This window comes from Mycobacterium sp. ST-F2, assembly GCF_001905655.1.
GTDB lineage: Bacteria > Actinomycetota > Actinomycetes > Mycobacteriales > Mycobacteriaceae > Mycobacterium.
Map to the genome: position 1 here is coordinate 71,199 of NZ_JMHT01000002.1, position 18,395 is coordinate 89,593.

The 18,395-nt window shown below is 65.7% G+C and carries 14 protein-coding genes; 8 read left to right on the forward strand and 6 right to left on the reverse strand.

The annotated features are described in order from the left end of the window. The first annotated feature begins 106 nt into the window (after nucleotides 1-106). Nucleotides 107-1,174 (forward strand): alcohol dehydrogenase AdhP, encoded by a 1,068-nt coding sequence (gene adhP / locus EB75_RS00805; protein ID WP_073693585.1) that lies wholly within the window; start codon nucleotides 107-109, stop codon nucleotides 1,172-1,174. A gap of 62 nt (nucleotides 1,175-1,236) precedes the next feature. Here adhP and EB75_RS00810 read toward each other — a convergent pair whose 3' ends face one another. From EB75_RS00810 to EB75_RS00820, 3 genes are read right to left on the reverse strand one after another with little or no spacing between them, the layout of a single operon-like run. Then, entirely contained in the window at nucleotides 1,237-1,893 is a 657-nt protein-coding gene (locus tag EB75_RS00810; protein WP_073693586.1) for a MadR family response regulator transcription factor, read from the reverse strand. Further along, nucleotides 1,890-3,272: a MadS family sensor histidine kinase gene (locus EB75_RS00815; RefSeq protein ID WP_073693587.1), complete on the reverse strand. Its 1,383-nt coding sequence runs from the start codon at nucleotides 3,270-3,272 to the stop codon at nucleotides 1,890-1,892. The genes EB75_RS00810 and EB75_RS00815 overlap by 4 nt, the downstream gene beginning before the upstream one ends. After that, entirely contained in the window at nucleotides 3,269-4,465 is a 1,197-nt protein-coding gene (locus EB75_RS00820) for an iron-containing alcohol dehydrogenase (RefSeq protein ID WP_073693588.1), read from the reverse strand. Before EB75_RS00820 ends, EB75_RS00815 begins: the two co-directional genes overlap by 4 nt. A 361-nt stretch (nucleotides 4,466-4,826) precedes the next feature. On the opposite strand from EB75_RS00820, the gene EB75_RS00825 reads away from it, so the two are divergent. Both EB75_RS00825 and EB75_RS00830 read left to right on the forward strand, forming a co-directional pair. Beyond that, nucleotides 4,827-6,068 (forward strand): GNAT family N-acetyltransferase, encoded by a 1,242-nt coding sequence (locus EB75_RS00825; RefSeq protein ID WP_073693589.1) that lies wholly within the window; start codon nucleotides 4,827-4,829, stop codon nucleotides 6,066-6,068. Nucleotides 6,069-6,163: 95 nt separating this feature from the next. Then, nucleotides 6,164-6,592: a nitroreductase/quinone reductase family protein gene (locus EB75_RS00830; RefSeq protein ID WP_073693590.1), complete on the forward strand. Its 429-nt coding sequence runs from the start codon at nucleotides 6,164-6,166 to the stop codon at nucleotides 6,590-6,592. An 84-nt stretch (nucleotides 6,593-6,676) separates the two neighbouring features. On the opposite strand, the gene EB75_RS00835 is transcribed toward EB75_RS00830, so the two are convergent. Continuing rightward, complete coding sequence (locus EB75_RS00835) at nucleotides 6,677-8,083, reverse strand: Ig-like domain-containing protein (RefSeq protein WP_073693591.1); 1,407 nt, start codon at nucleotides 8,081-8,083, stop codon at nucleotides 6,677-6,679. On the opposite strand from EB75_RS00835, the gene EB75_RS29140 reads away from it, so the two are divergent. The 4 genes from EB75_RS29140 to EB75_RS00855 all read left to right on the forward strand — a co-directional run bounded on the left by EB75_RS29140 (nucleotide 8,082) and on the right by EB75_RS00855 (nucleotide 14,953). Beyond that, nucleotides 8,082-8,300: a hypothetical protein gene (locus EB75_RS29140; protein ID WP_073693592.1), complete on the forward strand. Its 219-nt coding sequence runs from the start codon at nucleotides 8,082-8,084 to the stop codon at nucleotides 8,298-8,300. The two genes, EB75_RS00835 and EB75_RS29140, sit on opposite strands and share 2 nt — an antisense overlap. Nucleotides 8,301-9,025: 725 nt before the next feature. Further along, nucleotides 9,026-12,325 carry an error-prone DNA polymerase gene (locus EB75_RS00845; RefSeq protein WP_073693593.1) on the forward strand — a complete coding sequence of 1,100 codons (3,300 nt, stop codon included), beginning with the start codon at nucleotides 9,026-9,028 and terminating at the stop codon, nucleotides 12,323-12,325. Nucleotides 12,326-12,703: 378 nt separating this feature from the next. Next, a complete protein-coding gene (locus EB75_RS00850; RefSeq protein WP_073693594.1) occupies nucleotides 12,704-14,257 on the forward strand; it encodes a succinic semialdehyde dehydrogenase in 1,554 nt (517 codons plus the stop codon). 54 nt (nucleotides 14,258-14,311) lie between these two features. Further along, on the forward strand, nucleotides 14,312-14,953 hold the full coding sequence (locus tag EB75_RS00855) for a nitroreductase family protein (RefSeq protein WP_073693595.1): 642 nt from the start codon (nucleotides 14,312-14,314) through the stop codon (nucleotides 14,951-14,953). Between the two features lie 18 nt (nucleotides 14,954-14,971). Here the strand turns inward: EB75_RS00855 and EB75_RS00860 are convergent, their stop codons facing one another. Together EB75_RS00860 and EB75_RS00865 are read right to left on the reverse strand one after the other, a co-directional pair. After that, a complete protein-coding gene (locus EB75_RS00860) occupies nucleotides 14,972-15,433 on the reverse strand; it encodes a tRNA (cytidine(34)-2'-O)-methyltransferase (protein WP_073693609.1) in 462 nt (153 codons plus the stop codon). Nucleotides 15,434-15,478: 45 nt separating this feature from the next. After that, nucleotides 15,479-16,102 carry a TetR/AcrR family transcriptional regulator gene (locus tag EB75_RS00865; protein WP_083611844.1) on the reverse strand — a complete coding sequence of 208 codons (624 nt, stop codon included), beginning with the start codon at nucleotides 16,100-16,102 and terminating at the stop codon, nucleotides 15,479-15,481. A 244-nt stretch (nucleotides 16,103-16,346) separates the two neighbouring features. On the opposite strand from EB75_RS00865, the gene EB75_RS00870 reads away from it, so the two are divergent. After that, nucleotides 16,347-18,395 (forward strand): HAMP domain-containing sensor histidine kinase (locus EB75_RS00870; protein ID WP_217267671.1); only part of this gene is annotated, 2,049 nt, incomplete at its 3' end.

Here is an 18,395-nt window from a genome sequence, read left to right on the forward strand (position 1 = left end):
GCATGCGGCGGCGCATCGCTGTCAATAGCGTTGTGTGCTATCAGCTTTGCGCCAACCAGAACCTCAAACCCTCTTCCGGACCAATTCTCACGAATGGAGTGAATCGATGACACAGACTCTGGCCACTGAAACTGTGGCGGGACATGCCGACACCATGCAGGCTGCGGTCGTGACCGACTTCGGCATGCCGCTGCAGGTGCACGACCTGCAACTGCCGACGCCAGGCTTTGGCGAAGCCCTGGTCAAGCTCGAAACATCCGGAGTCTGCCACACGGATTTACATGCCGCGCATGGTGATTGGCCGGTCAAGCCGCAGCCGCCGTTTGTGCCGGGCCATGAAGGCTACGGCACCGTCGTCGCGCTCGGCGAGGGCGTGGTTGACCTCGCCGTCGGAGACAAGGTCGGTAACGCCTGGCTGTGGTCGGCCTGTGGCCGCTGCGAGTACTGCCGGACGGGCTGGGAGACCTTGTGCGAAAGTCAGCGCAACGGTGGATATTCCGTGAACGGTAGCTTCGGCACGTACATGCTGGTCAACGCTGACTATGCCGCGCGGATCCCCGACGGCGCCGACCCGCTGGAGATTGCCCCGATCCTGTGCGCCGGCGTCACGGTCTACAAGGGTCTCAAGGTCACCGACACCCGGCCCGGCCAGTGGGTGGCGATCTCAGGCATCGGCGGGCTGGGACATATCGCGGTTCAGTACGCCCGCGCGATGGGTCTACGTGTGGTGGCCATCGATGTCGACGATGCCAAACTCGCGCTCGCCACCCGACTCGGCGCCGAGGTCGCCATCAACGCCCGTACCGCCGACGTTGTCGAATCGGTGCAGCAGGCCACCGGCGGAGTGCATGGTGTCCTGGTCACTGCCGTGCACCCGCAGGCGTTCGGTCAGGCGATCGCACTGGCCCGTCGCGGTGGCACCATCGTGTTCAACGGACTGCCGCCGGGCGACTTCCCGGCACCGATCTTCGACATCGTTCTCAAGGGACTCACCATCAGGGGGTCGATTGTCGGAACGCGGCAAGACATGGCCGAGGCACTCGACTTCTACGCGCGGGGCCTGATCAAGCCGACCGTCACCAGCGCGCGCCTCGATGAGATCAATGATGTGTTCGCGCGGATGGAGCACGGACAGATCGACGGCCGCATCGTCATCGACTACCGGAATGCGTAGCAGCACATAAGGTCAACCTGAAAATCGACAACAGCTGATCTAGGCCGACGAAGATCGTCGGCCTAGATCAGTCCGCGTTTACTCGCCGCGTACACGGCCTCGGCACGTCGGCTGACGTCGAGTTTGCGCATGATGTTGCTGATGTGGAACTTGGCGGTGGTAGCCGAGATGTACAGCTGCTCACCGATCTTGTGGTTCGACAGGCCCGCCGCGAGCAGCCGCAACACTTCCATCTCGCGGTCGGTGAGCTTCTCGCGATGATCGCCGCGTCCACTCATCGAGCGGACCACGGCGGCCGCGCTGCGCGAGTCGAACGCGCTCTGCCCGACGGAGATCGCACGGATCGCCCGCACCAGTTCTGTGGTGTCGACGTCCTTGACCACGTAGCCGCGCGCTCCGGCATGCACCGCACGGACCACGAGGTCCTCATCGAGGAACGTGGTCAGGACGAGCAGCCCGACGTCGGGGTGAGCTCCAGAGAGCTTGGTACACAAGGACAATCCCTCGAAGTCCGACCCCGCTGACAGCTTGAGATCGACCAGCACCACATCGGGTCGCGTCGCCGCGACCATGGCGACTGCTTCGGGCTCGCTGGAGGCTTCGCCGACCACGACGAGATCATGCTCGCGTTCCAGTAGTGACCGCAGGCCCTGTCGGAGGATGGCATGGTCGTCCACCAGCGCAAGGCGGATGGTCCCGGTACCGGTGTCAACGGTCATGGCACAACTCCTTCGCGCGGAGCTTCTTCTGGGGCCCGCGGGATGGTGGCGACAACCCGCACGCCGCCGATGCGAGACCGGCCGACCGTGAAGGTCCCGCCGTATTCCCGGCAGCGTGCCAGCATGTTCGCCAGGCCTCGATGATGCCCATCGAGGTCGGCGACGTCGGCCAGTCGAAGCATCAGCCGGATCTTGTCGGGGTCGCCGATGCCGTCGTCGGACACCGACAGGGTGACGCCGGCGGCGCGGTAGCTCAAGCGCACGATGGCCCGTGAGGCGCGGCCGTGCATCGCGGTGTTGAACAGCGCCTCACCGGCGATCCGGAGCAGGCTGCGTTCGACCGCGCTGGGCAATTCGGCGACACCGCCGTCGACCCGCAGCGTCACCCGCAGGTCTTTTGGCATGTGCACCGTGGCGAGCTGTTCGAGCAGCTCGGGCAGGCTGGACCGATCGGCATCGGAGGAATGATTGAGCGCATAAATGGCCGACCGCAGTTGGTCGACCGCTGACCGGGTCAGTGCTTTGGCCGTGTCCAGCCGTTCGACCAGACTTGCTGGGCCGGAACGTGATTCGACCTCGCTACGGCACACCTCGATCTGCATGCCCGCCGACAAGACCGTCTGCGCGACGCTGTCATGCAGTTCCCGTGCGATGCGGTGCCGCTCGGAGTCCAGCACCTGATGGCGTTGTGCCGCACCGAGTTCCCGTTGCGTCGCCAGCAACTGTGCGTTGCGTGCCTCCGACTGCGCCAGCAGGGTTTGCGAACGCTGGAACAGTTCACAGTTCTGTAGCGCCACCGCAGTCTGGCTGGCGAGAATCCGCATCACCGCCTCGTCGATACCGTCGAGGAGCCGGTGCGGCGGCGTCCAGGCCGCGAACGCCCCGACGACCCCGCCGTCGAGTTCGATCGGGACATGTGAGTGGTGGCTTTCGATCACCGGTACACGGAACTGGGCAAGCTGACCGCGCAGGACGTCGTTGAGCCGGTTCAGGACCGCATCCGGAAGGTGCGGTACCGGATGTTTGGTGCCCGACAGGCCTTCGAAGGAGTATGCGTGCCCATCGGCGTCCAGGATGAGGTGACGGGGTCGCGCCTCCGGCAGAGCACCGTCCGCCAGCGCCAACAGCACCCATTCGGCACCGAGGTGGGTACGGGCTGCCTCGGCGACGGCCCGGACCAGATTCTCGGGTCCGTTGACGGTCTGAACCAGAGCACGCGAGATGGCGTCGAGCGCGGCGACCACCCGTTCGGTGCGTTGCGCCGCCACCCGGAACTCGGGATAGAACGTGCCTTTGCCGGAACGCACACCCGTGAGCTGATCCAGATCCGGGACGGCGGCGCGTCGCGGGACCACCGGGTTGCCGGGCAAGGTTGTCATAGCGCAGCCCGGAACAGCGCGCGCAGCTGCGCATCGTCGATGGGGCGGGGGTTGGTGGTCAGGCACGCATCCTGAAGAGCGTTGTGGGCCAACACCGGAACATCGACGTCGCGCACTCCCAACTCGGCCAGCCCGCGCGGCACGCCGACCTGCCTGGCCAGCTCCTGGAGTCGATCAGCAAGTGCCAGTGCGGATTCCAGCTCCGGAGCGCGCTTGTCGGCGATCCCGAGGCAAGTGGCGATGGTGGCGAAAGGAGCCGGATCGGCCTCGGCGTTGAACCGCACCACGTGGGGTAGCAGCACGCCGTTGATGACGCCGTGCGGCAAGTCGAGGAGCCCACCGACCTGATGGCTCATGGCGTGCGCGGCTCCCAGGATGGCGTTGGTGAACGCGAGACCCGCTTCCAATGCGGCTTGGGCCATCAGCACCCGGGCCGGCATGTCCTGCGGTCGCTCGATGGTGCTGACCAGGTTTTCGGTGACCATCACGACCGACCGCAGTGCGTGATGGTCGGTCAGCTGGTTGTGCCCGAGCGATACAAACGCCTCGATGCCGTGCGTCAGCGCGTCCAGACCCGTTGCCGCATTGAGCCATTCGGGCATGGTGGTGAGCAGGCGGGGATCGATGACGGTGATGTCGGGGACCAGGGCACGGCCCAAGATGGTGATCTTGGTGTTGTGGGTCGTGTCGGTGACGATGCAGAACTGTGAGACGTCGGCGCCGGTGCCCGACGTGGACGGCAGCACCACCAGTGGCGGAATCGGCGCGGTCGCCTTGTCGACTCCGGCGTAGTCGAGGATGTGTCCGCCATTGGCCGCCAGGATCGCTACGCCTTTGGCGGCGTCGATCACCGAGCCGCCGCCCAGAGCAATGAGCACATCGCAGCCGTGCGACCGGTAGAACTCGTGGCCTGCAGTCACCTCGTGATCTTTGGGGTTCGGCGTCAGAGCACTCCACACGTGCGCCTCGACGCACTGGGCACGTAGGTGCCCGACCAGCTCGGCCACCCAGCCGGCCTCGATCAGGCCGGGGTCGGTGACCAGCATCGGCCGCAGCCCGCCCAGGCGGACCGCGGCGTATGCGGCCTCCGCCATCGAGTCGATGCCGAACACGATCTCCGGGGCATGAAATTTCAACAGCCGAGTCGGCGGAGCGGTCGCCGCCGTCGTCGCCGCGATCTGCGCGGGCGCCATCACATCGAGTCTCACCCGACCCATTCCTCATCCTGTGATCCAGGTAACACGCCCAGCCTACGGTGTGCCGTCGCTCGGACCAATGTGCGCGTGGGTAGGTCGCTACCTACCCGATCGGGCAGGTCACCCGACGGTTTGCCGGGTTTCACCGCGGGTATCCACATCGCAGCAGCTATGCCAGTTCGAAGAGGCCCGGACGATGCCGTACTCCGCGATCGCGGTAGCGGCTCATTTTGGTGTCGTGGTTCGGGCTCTGGCGCCGGCGCAATCGAAAGCTGATCGGTTGGCGGCGTTCATGTTTCGCTCGAACTCGGAAATAATCGGATGACTCTCCAGGTGCCTTCGTGATACCCGTTGGTACATGACCGATTTGACGCTGCGCGCTGTCAGCGACAGCGATGATTACGACGCGTTCGCAGCCGCGTCGTACGAGGTGTTCCTGCAGGATCCGCGTCAGGACGAGATCGACCTGGCTCGTGCCTTCACGGACTACGACCGCATGTTCGGATTCCATGACGGCACCCGTTGGGTATCCACCGCAGGAGCTTTCGGTAAGCACGTGGTGCTGCCCGGTGGCGGCACCGCTCCGGTGGCCGCCGTCACTGCCGTCACGGTGTCGCCCAGCCATCGACGCCGCGGCCTGCTCACCGCGATGATGCGCCACCAACTCGATGACATCCGAGTGCGGGGCACCGAGGCGCTGGCCATGCTGTACGCGTCGGAGTCCGCAATCTACGGGCGCTTCGGCTACGGCATGGCGGTGCCGGTTGCGGAGCTGTCCGGTCAGGTCCGCGAACTGGGCTTCCGCCCGGAGGCCCAGTTCGGCGACGGCTCGGTTGACCACGTCGACGCCGAGACGTTGATGGCCAGTGCGCCCGAGGTTCATCGGCGAGTCATGGTGCAGCGCCCGGGTTTGATGGAGCGCCCGGGACCGTGGTGGGGCCACTGGATCCACGACAGCGAGGAACGGCGCAAGGAGGCCGGCAAGATTCGCTTCCTCCTGCATCGCGAGGCCGACGGCACCGTCAGCGGATTCGCCATTTACCGGCCGAAGAACAGCTGGACGGACCGCGGCCAACCCAACAGCGAACTCCAGATCCAAGAGGTGCTCGCCACCAATCCTCGTGCGTATGCGCAGCTTTGGCGCTACCTCCTGGATATGGACCTGGTCAGGACCGTCGTTTACGACGGTGCAGCGGTCGATGAGCCGCTCCGCAGCTTGGTGGCCGACCAGCGTGCCCTCGCGTGCCAAGTCAGGGACGGTATCTACGTGCGGCTGGTCGACGTGTGTCGCGCACTCGCGTTGCGCAGCTACGCCACACCCGTCGATGTGGTGCTGGACGTCACCGACGAGTTCTGCCCATGGAACACCGGCCGGTGGCGTCTGCGCGGCGGACCGGACGGTGCTGACTGCGAAACCACCACGGCACCGGGCGATATCGCCATCTCGGTGCGCGATCTGGGTGGCATCTACCTCGGCGCCGTGAACCTCCAGGCGCTGGTGAACGCGGGTCTTGTCGAAGAGCTCACCCCAGGTTCTGTGCACCGGGCGGCAATCGCATTCGGTTGGCCGGTCGCTCCAGGTGTGCCTGACGACTTTTGATGGACGGCATCCCGTTGATGTATACCGATCGGTCTACTAAGCTTGGCTTGCGCTCACCGATCAGGTGGCCGAGCGCCTTGACGACGGAGACGGTCATGACGAATGCCAACCAGGACAAGACGTTGCGAAAGTTCCGAAGGGAACGAGCGATCGGCCGCTATGTGCTGAATCCAATGGTGAAGGGGCTGACCGGACTCGGCGTGCGCACTGCGTTGGCCACAGAGCTCGAGACCATTGGCCGTAAGACCGGGCAGCTGCGTCGCGTCCCCGTATCTGCTCAGTTCGACGATGCAGGTGCCTGGCTGATCTGCCAGCACGGTACCCGGTCCGGTTGGGGTACCAACATCCTCGAAAACCCGAATATCCGTGTGCGCCAGGGGGATCGGTGGCGCTCCGGAATTGCGAACTTCAGGCCTGACGACGATGTGATCGAACGTGGCCGGAAATTCGGACGTCTGGGGGCCAAGCTGGTGAAGGCGTTGGAAACGACGCCGGTATCGGTTCGGATCGACTTCACCGGCTGAGCGAGATCGAACTCTTCCGACGCCGTCGGCGATCTCGTCGCACGGCGGCCGCTCGAGGTCCCGGGGACTTCTGCGATCGGTTCGTCACGCGGCAGTTGTCGCACTCGCCGCGGTCATGAAGTTCTTCAACGCCGTGTAGGCGAGTTTCGGTACCCCCGCCTGGGTGATCAGCCCGAAGTTGTTCTCCGGATTGGCGAGGTTGGTGCCGTTGTCCATGATTTCGTAGAAGTAGATGGGGCCGATGTAGCTGTACTGCTGGGCCTGCTTCAGCAGCGTCGTGATGGTGTCTGCCTGCTGCTGCTGGGTTTCGGAGATCGACGAGGTGCCGGTCGGCGCGCCCGCTTCGGTGATCCAGATCTGCTTGCCCCCATCTCCATTGGCGACCATGACGTCGTGAATCGCCGCGAGCGGGTCGATGACCACGGGCCACGGTTGGAAGTAGTCGTGGTAGGTCATTTCGTCGAAGTAGCCCTTGGCGCCGGCCGCGTACATGCCGTTGATGTAGGCGATGGTGCCGGGAATGCCGGTGGGGTCAGGAGCCAAGCCGCCGACGATCACGCGGTCGTTCGGAGCGACGTTCTTGATCGCGGTGTAGGCCGCCTTGAGTACCGCCGTGTATCTGGCCGGATCCGGATTCGGCCAGAACTGGGTGATGTTCTGCTCGTTCCAGATCTCGAACGTCGTGATCTTGCCGGCGTAGCGCTGGGCCACGGCCGCCGCGAATTGGCCGAATTGGGCGTCCTGGGTCGCATTGGCCGGAGGGGTGTGCGGATTGGTGGTGTTCGACAGCCACAGCGGCGTGTCGTACACCACGGCCATGGGTGTCATTCCGGCATTCAGGATGTTGTTGAGGACCGGATCGATGGTCGACCAGTCGTAGGTGCCCTTGTTCCGCTCGACGATCGCCCAGCTGATCGTCATCCGGACCTGCGTCGCGCCCGCCGCTTTCGCGGCCGCGAGGGCCGAGGTGACCTGGCTCTGTGTCAGACCATCCCATTGGTTGATGCCTTGAACCCCGACGATCGGCAGCGTCGTCGGCGCGGGTGGTTGGGGCGCGGGGACGACGGTGAGTGTCACCGTCGCGACGCCGCTCTTGCGGGAGGCGACGTTGTCCATGTAGGTGAACGTGTCCGTCCCGGAGAAGTTGGCGGCCGGTGTGTAGGTGAATGTGCCGTTGGTATTGAGGACCAGGGTGCCGCTCACCGGGCCGGTCACGAGCTTTGTGGTCAAAGGCTTGCTCGACGGTGCGATGTCGTTGGTCTGGACATTGCCGGTGATGGGGGTGTTGGCGGTGCCCGAGAAACTGTCATTGACCGCCACCGGGTTGGTGAGCACGGCCGTAGTCGCCACTGGGCCCTTTGTGCTGACGGCGGTGGTGACGTCGGTGGTCGGGCTGGTGGTCGTCGTCAGGCTGGCGGTGGATTGGGGCGTCGTGGTCGTGGCACGGCGCGGGTGCCAGAGTTCGCGGCGCACGGCGTCGACAAGGGCCATGAGGAAGTTCGAGTCTGCCGGGATGGCCGGTCTGCGTAACGGCGAGCGTGGCGCATCGGAAAGTGTCGTGACGACGTTGGTCGTGACTTCTGGCTGCGTATCAACGGATTTCGGGGCGCTGACAGCGGCTGCGCCGGACGCGGTGGTGTCGGCGGTGGCGCTGACCGGGGTCGCGGACGCTGGGCGCGACGTCGTCGCCTTGGGGCGTGGGCGATGAGCTGGCCGGCCACTCGTCGCCCTCAGTGCCGATTTTTGATCGTGCCGCACCGCATGTGACGACTCGGTGCTCGACGCTTCCGGGGTGGAGGATTCCGGACTGGCCGCCGCGACAGGAAGCCCGGCGTAGGCGAAAAGCGCGGTGCTGAAGCCGGTAAGAAAGATCGTGCGCCAGCACGCCATCGAAATTGGTGGCCGGGCATGGGAATGCTTGCCTGGATCATGAAGATATTCGGTATCGACGCCGTGAGTGCGAACCGGATGGATTTCCTGGACCGTCATAACGACCTCGCTGGGCTCTGAAGTTGTCAGTGTGAGCTGAGTATGCGCGCGAATGGCAAAGCAAAGTGGCCATTTCTGTGAATCACAATCGGCATAGTGCCTGGTCCAGGCGTCGGTGAAAGCAAAAATTGTCGCGGATGTGCATTTTTGGCAAACAAATGATCAATTGCCGAAAGATCTATTTGTGGCGGATTTAGTGGGTGTTTCTGCATCGTTTGATGGATCATCGTGTTTGGTTGAGCAGATATGGCAATTTTTCTGACCGACGGTCGATGCGTAATCATCGGAGTGGCCGGATCAAAATTCACATGGTGCGACGCGCTCCTGTGAGCCTCATGGGGTGAACGCTGGTGCTTGTCGTGGTCGTCACTGCGCCCGCCGGCAGCCTCGCGCAGGCCTCGCTGGACACTGGCATTCGAACAAAGTTTCGAATACTCTGGAGTGATGGGTTGGCACAACGGGCCGCCGAGTTGGGCGGAGATGCAGCGGGTGCTCGAGGGCAAGCCGCGGGTCGCCGGTGCCTCTCCGGAGTCGCCGGCCGATGGCGGTGACAGTCCGGCCTGGTCACGCAAACGCGGCGACTATCGACCGGTGGACCGCCCGGCCCGGCAGGGCACGCCCGTGCCGTACGCCGAGCTGCACGCCCACTCGGCGTACAGCTTCCTCGATGGCGCCAGCACTCCCGAGGAGCTGGTGGAGGAGGCCGTCCGGCTGGATCTGCGGGCCATCGCGCTGACCGACCACGACGGGCTCTACGGCGTCGTGCGCTTTGCCGAGGCTGCCAAAGAGCTGGACATGGCAACGGTTTTCGGTGCTGAACTGTCGCTGAGCAACACCCCTCGCACCGAGTTGCCGGATCCGCCGGGCCCGCATCTGCTGGTGCTGGCCCGCGGGCCCGAGGGGTATCGGCGGTTGTCCCGGGAACTGGCCCGGGCGCATCTGGCCGGCGGGGAGAAAGGAGTGCTGAGTTATGACCTGGACACCCTCACCGAGGCTGCCGGTGGGCACTGGCAGATCCTCACCGGGTGCCGTAAAGGGCACGTGCGCCAAGCCCTGTCGACGGGTGGCGCAGAGGCTGCGGGCGAGGCGCTGACCGACCTGGTGGACCGGTTCGGCGCCGACCGGGTGACCATCGAACTGACCCACCACGGACACCCGCTCGACGACGAACGCAATGCCGTGCTGGCCGCGCTGGCGCCGCGGTTCGGTCTCGACGTCATCGCCACCACCGCGGCGCATTTCGCCGCGCCGTCGAGAGGGAAGCTGGCGATGGCGATGGGTGCCATCCGGGCGCGCAATTCGATGGATGAGGCCGAAGGTTGGCTGGCTCCGCTGGGTGGGTCGCACCTGCGGTCGGGGGCGGAGATGGCCCGGCTGTTCGCCCACCACCCGGGTGCGGTCACGAATGCCGCCGAACTGGGGGAGCGGTGTGCGTTCGAATTGCGTTTGATCGCACCGAAACTGCCACCATTCGACGTGCCGGAAGGGCACACCGAGATCAGTTGGCTGCGCGAGTTGGTGGCGGACGGGGCGGCCCGACGGTACGGCTGGAAGCCGGATGCGGAGCGGGAGAAGGCGTACCGGCAGATCGAGCATGAGCTGAAAATCATTGAGCAGCTGGAGTTTCCGGGCTACTTCCTGGTGGTGCACAGCATCACCGAGTTCTGCCGGGAGAGCGACATCCTGTGCCAGGGCCGGGGGTCGGCGGCCAACTCGGCGGTCTGCTACGCGCTGGGGATCACCAATGTCGACCCCGTCGCCAACGAGCTGCTGTTCGAGCGGTTCCTGTCCCCTGCGCGTGACGGCCCACCCGACATCGACATCGACATCGAATCGGACCTGCGCGAGAACGTCATCCAGTTCGTCTACGAGAAGTACGGCCGGGACTATGCCGCGCAGGTGGCCAATGTCATCACCTACCGCGGCCGCAGTTCGGTGCGGGACATGGCTCGGGCCCTCGGGTTTTCGCAGGGGCAGCAGGATGCCTGGAGCAAGCAGATCAGCAGGTGGAACGGGTTGGCCGAGTCCCCGGATGTCGAGGACATCCCCGAGGCGGTGATCGACCTGGCGCTGCAGATCAGGAATCTGCCGCGGCACATGGGAATTCACTCCGGCGGCATGGTGATATGTGATCGTCCGATAGCGGACGTGTGTCCGGTGGAGTGGGCGCGGATGGAGAACCGCAGCGTGCTGCAGTGGGACAAAGACGACTGTGCGGCAATCGGTTTGGTGAAATTCGACCTGCTCGGCCTGGGCATGCTCTCGGCCCTGCACTACATGATCGATCTGGCCAGGGAACAGAAAGGTCTCGAGGTGGATCTGGCCAAGCTGGACCTGTCCGAGCCTGCGGTGTACGAGATGCTGCAGCGCGCCGACTCGGTGGGGGTGTTCCAGGTGGAGTCCCGGGCGCAGATGGCCACGCTGCCGCGGCTGAAGCCCAAGAAGTTCTACGACCTGGTGGTCGAGGTGGCGCTGATCCGTCCCGGCCCGATCCAGGGCGGCTCGGTGCACCCGTACATCCGGCGGCACAACGGATTGGAGGACGCTACGTGCGAGCACAAGTCCATGGAGGCGGCGCTGACCAGGACGCTGGGTGTGCCACTGTTCCAGGAACAGCTCATGCAACTGGCCGTCGATTGCGCCGGTTTCACTCCTGCCGAGGCTGATCAGCTGCGCCGGGCCATGGGGTCGAAACGATCCACCGAACGGATGCGGCAACTGCGCGGACGGTTCTACGACGGCATGCGCGAACTGCACGGCATCACCGGCCCCATGGCTGAGCGCATTTATGAAAAGCTCGAAGCCTTCGCCAATTTCGGCTTCCCGGAGAGCCACGCGCTGAGTTTCGCGTCGCTGGTGTTCTCCTCGTCGTGGTTCAAGCTGCACCACCCCGCGGTGTTCTGCGCGGCGTTGCTGCGGGCTCAGCCGATGGGCTTCTACTCGCCGCAGTCGCTGGTGGCAGATGCCCGTCGGCACGGGGTGTTGGTGCACGGGCCGGACGTGAACGCGAGCCTGGCGTATGCGACGTGCGAGAACCACGGCGCCGAGGTGCGGCTGGGGTTGGGGACGGTCCGGCATATCGGGGACGAGTTGGCGCAGCGCATCGTCGACGAACGAAAAGCCAACGGACCGTATGCTTCCCTGCTCGACCTGACCGGTCGGGTGCAACTGTCCGTGCCGCAGGCCGAGGCGCTGGCCACCGCCGGGGCGTTGGGCTGTTTCGGCATCACCAGGCGGGAGGGGTTGTGGGCGGCCGGAGCGGCGGCCGCGGAGCGTCCGGACCGGTTACCCGGCGTCGGATCGGCCGGGGGCATTCCGGCACTGCCCGGGATGACGGAACTGGAACTGGCGGCCGCCGATGTGTGGGCCACGGGCATCTCGCCGGACAGCTATCCGACGCAGTTTTTGAGGGAGGATCTGGACGCGCTGGACGTGGTGCCGGCCAACCGTCTGCTGGAGGTGCCCGACGGCACCCGCATCGTGGTGGCCGGCGCGGTCACCCACCGGCAGCGTCCGGCCACCGCGCAGGGGGTCACGTTCATCAACCTGGAGGACGAGACCGGCATGGTCAACGTGTTGTGCGCACCGGGGGTGTGGTCCCGGCACGGGAAACTGGCGCAGACGGCGCCCGCTCTGCTGGTCCGTGGCATCGTGCAGAACGCCAGTGGGGCGGTCACAGTGGTCGCGGACCGGATGGGCCGGCTCGATCTGCGGGTGGCGGCCAAGTCCCGGGACTTCCAGTGAGAGAAATTCGGCAGGGCGGTGCGTTGGCGCGGTTGAAGGTGCGTCCTCGCCGAGGTCTACTCGCACAATTGCGCCCAGGATGCGGGGTCGACTCGATTCCTGCGCCCAGAATCATTGACCCTGACGTCACGGCGTACCGCACTCGAACAAGTGCGCCGTGGATACAGGATCAACCGGTAGCCCGGGTATCTCGACGGTCGAATCACCCCGATGGCCGCCCCAGGGCAGACGAAGTGGGTAATTTTGCCCAATTCATTGACATATCGCTCAATTTGTAAAAAGCTTGATCTATGGCAGCCGCGAGCTGTCGCGTAGTGTTACCGAGACCGCCGGTACCGCAAAATACCGCGCATCCGCGACCGACTCAGGAGAGCCAGCATGCCCACACCGTCAGCGCAGGTTTTCGATCGTCTGCGCCAACTGGCCGCCATCGACGACATCGACGCCCGGCCGACCCGGGTCATCGACGAGGTCTTCACCGGCAAGCCGCTGACCACCATCCCCGTCGCGACCGCCGAGGATGCCGAGAAGGCATTCGCCAAAGCGCGTGCCGCCCAGCGTGATTGGGTCAAGCGTCCGGTGGCCGAGCGGGCCGCGGTGATCGCGCGCTACCGCGACCTGGTTCTCGAGAACCGCGAGTTCCTCATGGACCTGCTGCAGGCCGAGGCCGGCAAGGCGCGGTGGGCGGCCCAGGAAGAGATCATCGACCTCTTCGCCAACGCTGACTACTACGCGAAGGTCGCCGCCAAGCTGCTCAAGCCGCGCCGGGTCGCGCCGCTGCTGCCGGGACTGAACCGGACCACCGTCGCCTACCAGCCCAAGGGCGTCGTCGGCGTCATCTCGCCGTGGAACTACCCGATGACCCTGACCGCCTCCGACGCCGTACCCGCCCTGCTCGCGGGCAACGCGGTGGTGCTCAAGCCGGACAGCCAGACCCCGTACTGCGCGCTGGCCTGCGCCGAGCTGCTGTACCGCGCCGGTCTGCCGCGGGCGCTCTACGCCGTGGTCCCCGGACCGGGTTCGGTGGTCGGCACCGCGATCGCCGACAACTGCGACTACTTGATGTTCACCGGCTCGTCGGCCACCGGCAGTCACCTCGCCGAGCAGGCCGGCCGTCGCCTCATCGGGTTCTCCGCCGAACTCGGCGGCAAGAACGCGATGATCGTCGCCCAGGGCGCCAACCTCGACAAGGTGGCCAAGGCTGCCACCCGCGCCTGCTTCTCCAACGCCGGCCAGCTCTGCATCTCGATCGAGCGCATCTACGTCGAACGCGACATCGCCGACGAGTTCACCCGCAAGTTCGGTGACCAGGTCCGCAAGATGCAGCTCGGCACCGCCTACGACTTCACCGTCGACATGGGCAGCCTCATCTCCGAAGGCCAGCTCAAGACCGTCTCCGGCCACGTCGACGACGCAAAGGTCAAGGGCGCCAAGGTGATTGCCGGTGGCAACGCCCGCCCGGACATCGGCCCGCTGTTCTACGAGCCGACTGTCCTCACCGATGTCACCTCTGACATGGAGTGCGCCAACAACGAGACCTTCGGCCCGCTGGTGTCGATCTACCCGGTTGCCAACGTCGATGAGGCCATCGCCAAGGCCAACGACACCGAGTACGGGCTCAACGCCAGTGTGTGGGCCGCCTCCATCGAGGAGGGCGAGCAGATCGCGTCGCGCCTGCGGTCCGGAACGGTCAACGTCGACGAGGGTTATGCCCTGGCCTGGGGCAGCCTCGGTGCGCCCATGGGCGGCATGGGAATCTCGGGTGTGGGTCGCCGGCACGGTGCCGAGGGTCTGCTGAAATACACTGAGTCCCAGACGATTTCGACGTCCAAGGTGCTCAACCTCGACCCGCCGTTCGGTCTGTCGAAGTCACTGTGGCAGAAGTCGCTGGTACCGATCGTGCGCGCGGTGACGAAGCTGCCTCGCCACTGAGAGGCACTGACACCGTCGCCCCGGGCGGCGTCGGGCCGGCGGTAGGGTGCGGCTATGACGCTGAACCTCACCGCTGACGAAGTGCTGACCTCGACCCGCTCGGTGCGTAAGCGACTCGATTTCGAGAAACCGGTGCCGCGTGAGGTGATCATGGAGTGTCTGGATCTGGCGCTGCAGGCGCCGACCGGCTCCAACAACCAGGGCTGGCAGTTCGTCTTCGTCGAGGACGAGGCCAAGAAGAAGGCGCTGGCCGACATCTACCGCACCAACGCCACGCCGTACCTGGCGATGGACGCACCCCAGCGCGGTGACATGCGTGATGACCGTGCCGGCGCGGTCAAGAGTTCGGCGGAGTTCCTCAACGAGAACTTCGAGAAGGCTCCGGTGCTGATGATCCCGTGCCTCGAAGGCCGGCCCGACAACGCGGAAGCGGGCATGCAGGCGTCGTACTGGGGCTCGCTGCTGCCGGCGGTATGGAGCTTCATGCTCGCGCTGCGCTCACGCGGGTTGGGATCGGCGTGGACGACGCTGCATCTGCTCGGTGGCGGTGAGCGGAAGGCCGCCGAGCTCCTGGGTATCCCATTCGAGCGCTACACCCAGGGCGGATTGTTCCCCATCGCCTACACCAAGGGCACCGACTTCAAGAAGGCCCAGCGACTGCCTGCCGAGCAGCTCGCGCACTGGGACACCTGGTGAGCGCAGGCGTCAGTAAGGCTAGACGCCCTCGGCGAAACCGAGCTGACGCCACGCCTCGTACACCGCGACGGCCGCGGCATTGGACAGGTTCAGCGACCGCCGGCCGGGGATCATCGGGATCCGGACTTGCCCGGTGATGTGCGGGTCGGCCAGGGTCTCGGCATCCAGGCCGGTGGGTTCGGGGCCGAACATCAACACGTCGTCGGTCCGGTAGGTCACGTCCGCGAACGACGAATCCGCGTGCGCGGTAAAGGCGAACACCCGTGCCGGCATGAGCGCCTGCCAGGCGGTCGGCAGGTCGCGGTGGACCGTCACCGAGGCCAGGTCGTGGTAGTCCAACCCGGCGCGACGCAGTTTCGGCTCGGACAGGTCGAAGCCGAGCGGTTCGACCAGATGCAGCTCGGCGCCGGTGGCGGCGACCATCCGGATCGCGTTGCCGGTGTTCGGCGCGATCCGGGGTGAATAGAACAGCACCTTCAGTGCCACCCTGCCGCCTCTCTATGGTCTAGGTGGGGCCGAAGTAGGTTACTGTGCTGCCGCTGAACCGCTGACGCCATGGGGCAGCTGATCCAGATCGGCGTGCGGTGACACCAGGGCGTCGAGCGCGGTCATGCACAGGTCGACGGCGGCGTCGCGAGAAAAGCTTTGCCGCTCAAGCCATTCCAGTGCCACTTCGCGAACCAGGGCGAGCCACCCGGCCAGCGCCACCGACACCAGGTCGCGACCGGACCCGGCGAGGTCCAGGGCGTCGAGAGCACTGTCACGCAGCCGGGTCAGTTCGAACGTGATCGGGCTGCGCACCGCGGGATCGGCGGCGATCGCGCTGCGATTGGCGATCATCATCAGCGTCATGTTGTGCTCGTAGAACGAGAAGTGAGCGACGAGTGCACCGCGGATCTGGGCTCGCACGGTATCGGCGGCGGTGAAGTTCGCGTCGTGGGCCAATTTCTCGTGGGCCCTGGCCCAGAGCGCCGCGAACAATTCCTTCTTGCTGGGGAAGTAGTGGTAGATCAGGGCCCTTGAAATTTCGGCCTGTGCCGCGATGTCCTCCATGGCGACCTGCTCGAACGGCAGGACCGAGAATGCCGCCATGCCGAGATCGAGGATCTGGTCCCGACGTTCTTCGGGGGTCAGCCGGCTCCGTGCCATCTAGGCACTCTAATTCACCGCGTCCGCGCGCTTTTTACCACACAACTGTGCAACACATCGGTCACGAACGCCGCCCGTTGGATGTGAAGCATGGAAACGGCTGCTCATCGCTGTCATACTGCGACAGATTGCCAGGCGGATTGTCCTGTGCCCGAGTGGGCTGGAATCCGGCAGGGAACACCAATATGAACCATGTGCATTTAGCTGATTGCGGTCCCATGGCCGGCGGGAAAGCCGAGCCGCGATGACTGCTGCGCAACAGTTTTCGGCAGCTGATCAGGTGACTCGCGCTCCCGCGAAACGTCCGTCCCGATTCGCGCCGTCGAATTGGCCGGTCGCCTGGAAGGTTTTCGCGATCGCCATTGTGCCTTTGGTGCTGGCCGGCACGTTCGGCGGAATGCGCATCTATTCGGGCTGGACCGACGCGGGAGATTTGCGTCGTGCGGCAGACCGCGCCGAAATGGTGCCGGCAATCGCGAACTACATGGCCACGTTCGATGCCGCGATATTCGCCAGTTCCACCGGAGGCGACGCGCAGCAGGCGCTGAGCGCCTATGACGAGAGCAAACGACGTCTGCAGCACCGGCTGAGCGAGACCGATGTCGCGGCTGACGTCCGGACCGGTCTCAAGACCCTGCTCGACGGTGGTCAGGGGCTGCTGAACAAGGTCGCGTCGGGCAGCATCGGGCTGCGGGAGCGCGTCACGTCGTACGCGCCGATCCTGCTGACCGCCGAGGACACCATCACCGGTTCGGTGCGCATCGACGACGAGAAGGTGCGCGCCCAGACGCAGGGCCTGAGCCGCGCTGTCGGCGCCCGCGGCCAGATGATGATGCAGCAGCTGCTCGTCAACCTCGGCGGAGAACTGCCGGACCCTGAACTCCGCAGCTCGATGACCACCCTGGCCGGAACCGAGCCGTCGACGTTGTTCGGGATGAGTGAAGTGCTGGGTGTCGGTTCGCCCGAGGCGCTGAAACTGGCCCAGGAAATGGTCAAACGGATGTCGATGATGTCCGACCCGAACGTCCAGCTGGTCAACAACCCGGAACTGAGCCAGTCGATCCAGACCACGAGCAGCATCGCCGGGAAACTGATCGACGGCGTGGCCACCACCATCACCTCGGCGGTCGACGATCAGGCCGCCGCCAAGCGCACCGAAGCCATCCGCGACTCGGTACTCGTCGGCGCGGTGATGGTGCTGGCGCTGCTCGTCGTCCTCTACATGGCGCGCACCCTGATCCGGCCGCTGCGCCGGCTGCGCACCAGCGCCCTCAAAGTCGCCCACGAGGATCTGGTCCGCGAGCTCGACGAGGTCCGGTCCGGTGCCGACGTGACGGTGCGCCCGCTGCCGGTGCAGAGCACCGAGGAGATCGGCCAGGTCGCCCACGCCGTCGACGAGCTGCACGAGCAGGCGGTGCTGCTGGCCGGTGAGCAGGCCCGGCTGCAGCTCCAGGTCAGCGACATGTTCGAGACGCTGTCGCGGCGCAGCCGGTCGCTGATCGACCAGCAGCTGACGGTCATCGACCAACTCGAGCGCGACGAACAGGATCCGCAGCGGCTGTCCAAGCTGTTCCGGCTGGATCATCTGGCGGCGCGGATGCGGCGCAACGGCGCCAACCTGCTGGTGCTGGCCGGCACCAACGTGCCGCATGAACAGGGCGAGCCGGTGCCCGTGACCGCGGTGATCAACGCCGCGGCCTCCGAGGTCGAGGACTACACCCGAGTGGTCATCATCGGCGCCCCCGAGACCGAGATCCACGGTTCGGTCGCCGGCGACCTGGTGCACATGATGGCCGAGCTGCTGGATAACGCCCTGCGGTATTCACCGCCGAGTTCGGACGTCCAGGTCTCTGCGGTGCACGCGAGCAACGGTGCACTGGTGATCGAGGTCAGCGACTCCGGCCTCGGCATGACCGAAGCCGATCTCCGCATGGCCAACAGCCGGCTGCGCTCCGGTGGCGAGGTCAACTCGTACACCGCGCGGCACATGGGCCTGTTCGTGGTCGGCCGGCTGGCCACCCAGCACGGCCTCGTCGTCCGGTTGCGGGACACCGTCGAAGGCGACCCGGAGTCGGGCACCACCGCAGGCATCTACGTCCCCGTCGAACTGCTGGCCGGGCTGCCCGCCATCCCGGACTTCGGTACCTACTGGGACGGCACGTCGACCGCGGAGACCGGCGTGACCGCCCTGCCGGGCCTCGGCCCCGACACCGGCGGATTCGCCACGTTCGGCGCCGTCGAGCAGACCTTCGTGCCGCCGGCACCGCCCGCCCCGCCGGTGGAACCGGCGTTC

What these genes read in the sequence shown, in the direction of transcription:
- adhP (WP_073693585.1), top strand. Translation starts at nt 107, where the DNA reads ATGACACAGACTCTGGCCACTGAAACTGTGGCGGGACATGCCGACACC.
- EB75_RS00810 (WP_073693586.1), bottom strand. Translation starts at nt 1,893, where the DNA reads ATGACCGTTGACACCGGTACCGGGACCATCCGCCTTGCGCTGGTGGAC.
- EB75_RS00815 (WP_073693587.1), bottom strand. Translation starts at nt 3,272, where the DNA reads ATGACAACCTTGCCCGGCAACCCGGTGGTCCCGCGACGCGCCGCCGTC.
- EB75_RS00820 (WP_073693588.1), bottom strand. Translation starts at nt 4,465, where the DNA reads ATGGCGCCCGCGCAGATCGCGGCGACGACGGCGGCGACCGCTCCGCCG.
- EB75_RS00825 (WP_073693589.1), top strand. Translation starts at nt 4,827, where the DNA reads ATGACCGATTTGACGCTGCGCGCTGTCAGCGACAGCGATGATTACGAC.
- EB75_RS00830 (WP_073693590.1), top strand. Translation starts at nt 6,164, where the DNA reads ATGACGAATGCCAACCAGGACAAGACGTTGCGAAAGTTCCGAAGGGAA.
- EB75_RS29140 (WP_073693592.1), top strand. Translation starts at nt 8,082, where the DNA reads ATGAGGAAGTTCGAGTCTGCCGGGATGGCCGGTCTGCGTAACGGCGAG.
- EB75_RS00835 (WP_073693591.1), bottom strand. Translation starts at nt 8,083, where the DNA reads ATGGCCCTTGTCGACGCCGTGCGCCGCGAACTCTGGCACCCGCGCCGT.
- EB75_RS00845 (WP_073693593.1), top strand. Translation starts at nt 9,026, where the DNA reads ATGGGTTGGCACAACGGGCCGCCGAGTTGGGCGGAGATGCAGCGGGTG.
- EB75_RS00850 (WP_073693594.1), top strand. Translation starts at nt 12,704, where the DNA reads ATGCCCACACCGTCAGCGCAGGTTTTCGATCGTCTGCGCCAACTGGCC.
- EB75_RS00855 (WP_073693595.1), top strand. Translation starts at nt 14,312, where the DNA reads ATGACGCTGAACCTCACCGCTGACGAAGTGCTGACCTCGACCCGCTCG.
- EB75_RS00865 (WP_083611844.1), bottom strand. Translation starts at nt 16,102, where the DNA reads ATGGCACGGAGCCGGCTGACCCCCGAAGAACGTCGGGACCAGATCCTC.